The organism is Staphylococcus sp. EG-SA-2, assembly GCF_017152085.1.
The window spans coordinates 1-5,793 of record NZ_JACYHC010000426.1 but is presented as its reverse complement, the minus strand read 5'-3'; the positions used below and the strand labels follow the sequence as shown (position 1 = coordinate 5,793).

General features: G+C 32.9%; 7 protein-coding genes. 6 read left to right on the top strand and 1 reads right to left on the bottom strand.

Annotated elements, in window-relative coordinates; translation table 11 throughout:
* The coding region (locus tag IDG60_RS04995) for an ABC transporter permease (RefSeq protein WP_206160535.1) at window positions 1-564 on the top strand (564 nt) is incomplete at its 5' end.
* Window positions 565-687: 123 nt separating this feature from the next.
* Here the strand turns inward: IDG60_RS04995 and traP are convergent.
* Complete coding sequence (gene traP / locus IDG60_RS04990) at window positions 688-1,191, bottom strand: signal transduction protein TRAP (RefSeq protein ID WP_000737976.1); 504 nt, start codon at window positions 1,189-1,191, stop codon at window positions 688-690.
* A 162-nt stretch (window positions 1,192-1,353) separates the two neighbouring features.
* On the opposite strand from traP, the gene IDG60_RS04985 reads away from it, so the two are divergent.
* The 5 genes from IDG60_RS04985 to IDG60_RS04965 all read left to right on the top strand — a co-directional run bounded on the left by IDG60_RS04985 (window position 1,354) and on the right by IDG60_RS04965 (window position 5,773).
* Window positions 1,354-1,464, top strand: coding sequence for a hypothetical protein (locus IDG60_RS04985; RefSeq protein WP_001790154.1), 111 nt, complete (start codon window positions 1,354-1,356; stop codon window positions 1,462-1,464).
* A complete protein-coding gene (gene hemE, locus IDG60_RS04980; RefSeq protein ID WP_000233526.1) occupies window positions 1,454-2,491 on the top strand; it encodes a uroporphyrinogen decarboxylase in 1,038 nt (345 codons plus the stop codon). The genes IDG60_RS04985 and hemE overlap by 11 nt, the downstream gene beginning before the upstream one ends.
* 57 nt (window positions 2,492-2,548) lie before the next feature.
* Window positions 2,549-3,472: a ferrochelatase gene (hemH, locus tag IDG60_RS04975; protein WP_000162881.1), complete on the top strand. Its 924-nt coding sequence runs from the start codon at window positions 2,549-2,551 to the stop codon at window positions 3,470-3,472.
* Between the two features lie 23 nt (window positions 3,473-3,495).
* Window positions 3,496-4,896 (top strand): protoporphyrinogen oxidase, encoded by a 1,401-nt coding sequence (gene hemY / locus IDG60_RS04970; RefSeq protein WP_000167542.1) that lies wholly within the window; start codon window positions 3,496-3,498, stop codon window positions 4,894-4,896.
* Between the two features lie 322 nt (window positions 4,897-5,218).
* A complete protein-coding gene (locus tag IDG60_RS04965; protein WP_000132890.1) occupies window positions 5,219-5,773 on the top strand; it encodes an RBBP9/YdeN family alpha/beta hydrolase in 555 nt (184 codons plus the stop codon).
* Window positions 5,774-5,793 lie beyond the last annotated feature (20 nt).

The window sequence follows — 5,793 nt, the reverse complement described above, 5'->3', positions numbered from 1 at the left end:
ATCGAACATCGACATCATATGAATTATTATAAATTTGTTAATATGTTCACCGATGTAAAACATTTGAAAGAATCTGCAGTCAGAAGAAGTTATCTAGATATACTTTTACCAGTTCCAAAGGGTAGTAAATTTAACTCTAATGCGATGTATTTATTCTTATTTATTAGAAGCTTTATAAGAGGGAGAGACGCATTTAATATTATCTTTAGGTTAGTAATTATTGCAGTTTTACTTATGGTTTGGTTATCATATCCATTAGTGACAGGGGTTATTGGAAGTCTTTTTGTGTATATTATATTGTTGCAAATGGCACAATTTTATTCACAACAAGCATATGGCTTATGGCCTCAAGTGTGGCCTGTACCTGAAGAGAAGGTAATCAAAGGGTATGAACAGTTTTTATATAGATTAATGTTTGTTATTTGTACTGTGTTTGCAGTGACATTTATTATAAAACATATGACGTTATTCTATGTTGTACTCATTTTCTATATTGTAGGTTTATTAACGATTAGAAGTATTATTAAAAAGTTGAAATATCAGGAAACATTATTACGAGACTAAAAAACTTCCATTGGCATGTATGTTGTAAAGGTGCATGTAATGTTGAACGCCAAATGATACGGCGTTCAGATTACATTAGCATCTATACGTTAACAGCATAACCAATGGAAGTTTTCTTCGAGTCTATTCTTTTATTGGGTATAGATATCTTTCAAAATAACTTGAATGTTGTCCGCTTGAACCAAAGTAATGACTTAATGCGTCTTTTGAAAAATGGTCATTAAAGGCATCAGATTGCTTAAAGTCTTCGTATGCATGTCGATCAGCAAATCCGAAATAAATTTTATATGTTGTACCTTTAGCAGGTCTTAACAAACGATAGCTTTTAAAGCCACCAAAGTTTCTGAAATTATCGTCTACACTAATCAGTTTCTTTTCAAGTTGATATGCATGATCTTCTGTTGAAGGAATGAAGATTGCACAATAGAAATGATGTTCACTGAATTCACCAATTTCTTTAATAACTTCATATATTGAAGGTGATTTTAAAACAGTCTCACCATCAGTTTCTTCAAAAATAACTGAAGTATCTGATGCTGAAAATTGGAATAGTTGATGGGTCGGGTTATTGATTTTTATTTGATGTAAAAATCCATAAGTGCCATAAGATGTATATAGTTTCTTCATATGAAAGGTCCCCCTTATGTTTTTATTTATTATACGATGATAAACTAGTCATTACCACTATTAATAATTGATTAAAATTACTATAATGAATCTTGCGAGATATTTAGAAGTAATGATACAAAATAATGGACTTTAGAATTTAAATTTACAATAAATAGTTCTATGATTAAATGTCAGTTTTATGACATTTATTTATTGAAAATACGAACGAATGAGCGATATGATAATATAGATAAGAATGATTTTAATTTAGGAGGCCTTTATGGTGCATAATAAAAACAATACAATTTTAAAAATGATCAAAGGTGAAGAAACATCACATACACCTGTTTGGTTTATGCGACAAGCTGGCCGTTCGCAACCAGAATATCGAAAATTGAAAGAAAAATATTCACTATTCGATATTACACATCAGCCGGAGTTGTGCGCTTATGTAACACATTTACCAGTTGATAATTATCATACAGATGCAGCAATTTTATACAAAGATATTATGACACCATTAAAGCCAATTGGTGTCGATGTAGAAATTAAATCGGGTATTGGTCCAGTGATTCATAATCCTATCAAAACAATTCAAGATGTTGAGAAACTTTCTCAAATAGACCCCGAACGAGATGTACCATATGTATTAGATACAATTAAACTTTTAACAGAAGAAAAGTTAAATGTGCCGCTAATAGGATTTACTGGGGCACCATTTACATTAGCGTCATATATGATTGAAGGCGGACCATCGAAAAATTACAATTTTACAAAAGCGATGATGTATAGAGATGAAGCAACATGGTTTGCTTTAATGAATCATTTAGTTGATGTATCTGTTAAATATGTAACAGCTCAAGTCGAAGCAGGTGCCGAATTGATTCAAATTTTCGATTCATGGGTAGGTGCATTAAATGTCGAGGATTACAGACGTTACATTAAACCACATATGATTCGATTAATCAGTGAGGTTAAAGAAAAACATGATGTGCCGGTAATTTTATTCGGTGTAGGTGCCAGTCATTTAATCAATGAATGGAATGATTTACCGATTGATGTATTAGGCCTAGATTGGAGAACGTCTATTAATCAGGCTCAACAATTAGGCGTTACTAAAACATTACAAGGGAATTTAGATCCATCAATTTTATTAGCACCATGGAATGTCATTGAAGAGAGATTGAAACCAATATTAGATCAAGGTATGGAGAACGGTAAACACATCTTTAATTTAGGACACGGTGTTTTCCCAGAAGTGCAACCAGAGACGTTACGTAAAGTAAGCGAATTCGTACACACATATACACAAAGATAATCATAGTATTACATTGAAGCACATGAAAGATAATTCATTTAAAGGAAGGTATTATCAATGACTAAAAAAATGGGGTTATTAGTTATGGCTTATGGCACACCTTATAAAGAAAGTGACATAGAGCCATATTATACAGATATTAGACATGGTAAACGTCCATCTGAAGAAGAACTTCAAGATTTGAAAGATAGATATGAATTTATAGGTGGTTTATCACCATTAGCAGGTACAACAGATGACCAAGCTGATGCACTAGTTTCAGCATTAAATAAAGCATATGCAGATGTTGAATTTAAACTATACTTAGGATTAAAACACATTTCACCATTTATCGAAGATGCGGTTGAACAAATGCACAATGATGGTATTACTGAAGCAATCACGGTAGTACTAGCACCACATTATTCTTCATTTTCAGTAGGATCATATGACAAACGTGCTGATGAAGAAGCTGCAAAATATGGTATTCAACTTACACATGTGAAACATTATTATGAACAACCTAAATTTATTGAATATTGGACGAATAAAGTCAACGAAACATTAGCTCAAATACCGGAAGAGGAACATAAAGACACGGTATTAGTTGTTTCGGCACATAGTTTGCCAAAAGGTTTAATCGAAAAGAATAATGATCCATATCCACAAGAACTAGAACATACTGCGCTTTTAATTAAAGAACAATCTAATATTGAACATATCGCGATTGGTTGGCAATCTGAAGGTAATACAGGTACACCTTGGTTAGGGCCAGATGTACAAGATTTAACACGTGATTTATATGAAAAACATCAGTATAAAAACTTTATATATACGCCAGTAGGTTTTGTATGTGAGCATTTAGAGGTGCTTTATGACAATGATTATGAATGTAAAGTAGTTTGCGATGATATTGGTGCGAATTATTATCGTCCAAAAATGCCGAATACACATCCATTATTTATCGGTGCAATTGTTGATGAAATCAAGTCTATATTTTAATGACGAAAGAAGCGTGAAACGTTGTGACTAAATCAGTGGCTATTATAGGAGCGGGGATAACAGGTTTATCAAGTGCATATTTTTTAAAACAGCAAGATCCTAATATTGATGTAACCATCTTTGAAGCATCGAATCGTCCGGGGGGAAAGATTCAATCGTATCGTAAAGATGGTTATATGATTGAACTAGGGCCTGAATCTTATTTAGGTAGAAAAACGATTATGACAGAATTAGCGAAAGATATTGGATTAGAACAAGATATTGTTACAAATACGACTGGACAATCATATATTTTTGCGAAAAACAAATTGTATCCTATTCCAGGTGGATCAATTATGGGAATTCCGACAGATATCAAACCGTTTGTGACAACTAAATTAATTTCACCACTTGGTAAATTAAGAGCAGGATTAGATTTAATCAAAAAGCCTATACAAATGCAAGATGGTGACATTTCTGTTGGTGCATTTTTCAGAGCAAGATTAGGTAATGAGGTACTTGAGAATTTAATAGAGCCTTTAATGGGTGGTATTTATGGTACCGATATTGATAAATTAAGTTTGATGAGTACGTTTCCTAATTTTAAAGAAAAAGAAGAGGCATTCGGAAGTCTGATAAAAGGTATGAAGGATGAGAAAAATAAGCGTCTGAAACAAAGACAATTATATCCTGGCGCACCAAAAGGACAATTCAAACAATTTAAGCATGGTTTAAGCTCATTTATTGAAGCATTAGAACAAGATGTGAAAAATAAAGGTGTGACAATACGCTACAATACGTCAGTGGATGATATTATTACATCTCAAAAGCAATATAAAATTGTTTACAGTAATCAACAAGAAGATGTATTCGATGGGGTATTAGTGACAACACCGCATCAAGTCTTTTTGAATTGGTTCGGACAAGATCCAGCATTTGATTACTTTAAAACGATGGATAGTACGACTGTTGCAACTGTTGTATTGGCATTTGATGAAAAAGACATTGAAAATACTTATGATGGTACTGGCTTCGTGATTGCGAGAACGAGTGATACAGACATTACCGCATGTACTTGGACATCGAAAAAATGGCCATTTACTACACCAGAAGGTAAGGTTTTGATTCGTGCGTATGTAGGTAAACCAGGTGATACTGTGGTTGATGATCATACAGATAATGAATTAGTATCGATTGTACGTAGAGATTTAAGTCAAATGATGACATTTAAAGGTGATCCTGAATTTACAATTGTCAATCGTTTGCCGAAAAGTATGCCACAGTACCATGTCGGTCATATTCAACAAATTAGACAGATTCAAGCACATATTAAACAAACATATCCACGACTTAGAGTAACTGGTGCATCTTTTGAAGCGGTTGGACTACCTGATTGTATTACACAAGGTAAAGTTGCTGCTGAAGAAGTAATCGCAGAGTTGTAAGTTAATTGTTGGATGGTGTTGGTGTAGGTGCGACGCCTTTAGATAATGTTTGATGAAATATAGTCATTTTTAAGTTATATAATGGTGGAAGTAATGTGTAAATATAGATACTTTCAGCGGGAATTATTTTTGTGAAATTGAAGCAGAGACAAAGGTTTAGCTGTTTTTGAATGATATTGAAATGATGACAATACACTTTAATTAGAAATGTCACTTTGCGATATAACATTTCTAATTAAGGTGTTTTTATTTTACAATTATAGGTAATCAGTCATTTTTTTAAAAATAGAAAAGAAGTAGTAAGTTGAAAGGAGAGAATGAGATGACAGATGTAATTATTGTACATTCTATGCATGGAAATAGTAGAAATCATTGGTATCAGTGGTTGGAGCATAACTTAACTTTAGAAGGATATGACGTAACATTATTTAATTTTGAATCCCCTGAAGCGAAGACAGTGGATCAGTGGATTGAAGCTATGACGAAACAAATTAATGTACGCAAAAAGGATACATATTTTGTAACACATGGTTTAGGTTCAATCACAGCTTTAAAATATATTGAAATGATTGATCAGCCGATTGAAGGCTTTTTTAGTATAGCGGGCTTTAAAGAAGATGCAGAAAATATAGATTTAGATATTGATTTAAGTAATGTAACCATTGATTACGATAATATTAAAAAGAAAGTTGACAATTTTTACGGATTGAGTTCTAAAAATGACAAATACGTTTCATATAAAGAAACCCAGCGTTTAATGAATGCATTAGAGGGGAACTTGCGAATCGTGGAAGATGGAGGGCACTTCTTAGAAGAGGATGGCTTCGAAACATTTACAGCGTTGCAAGATCGGATGCAAGATTACATGACACGATAGGTAATGTTTGGTTGCTATGT

Excerpts from the sequence above, each read along its gene's own strand:
- hemE (WP_000233526.1), top strand. The coding sequence starts at position 1,454 with ATGGTGCATAATAAAAACAATACAATTTTAAAAATGATCAAAGGTGAA.
- IDG60_RS04985 (WP_001790154.1), top strand. The coding sequence starts at position 1,354 with ATGATTAAATGTCAGTTTTATGACATTTATTTATTGAAAATACGAACG.
- IDG60_RS04965 (WP_000132890.1), top strand. The coding sequence starts at position 5,219 with ATGACAGATGTAATTATTGTACATTCTATGCATGGAAATAGTAGAAAT.
- traP (WP_000737976.1), bottom strand. The coding sequence starts at position 1,191 with ATGAAGAAACTATATACATCTTATGGCACTTATGGATTTTTACATCAA.
- hemH (WP_000162881.1), top strand. The coding sequence starts at position 2,549 with ATGACTAAAAAAATGGGGTTATTAGTTATGGCTTATGGCACACCTTAT.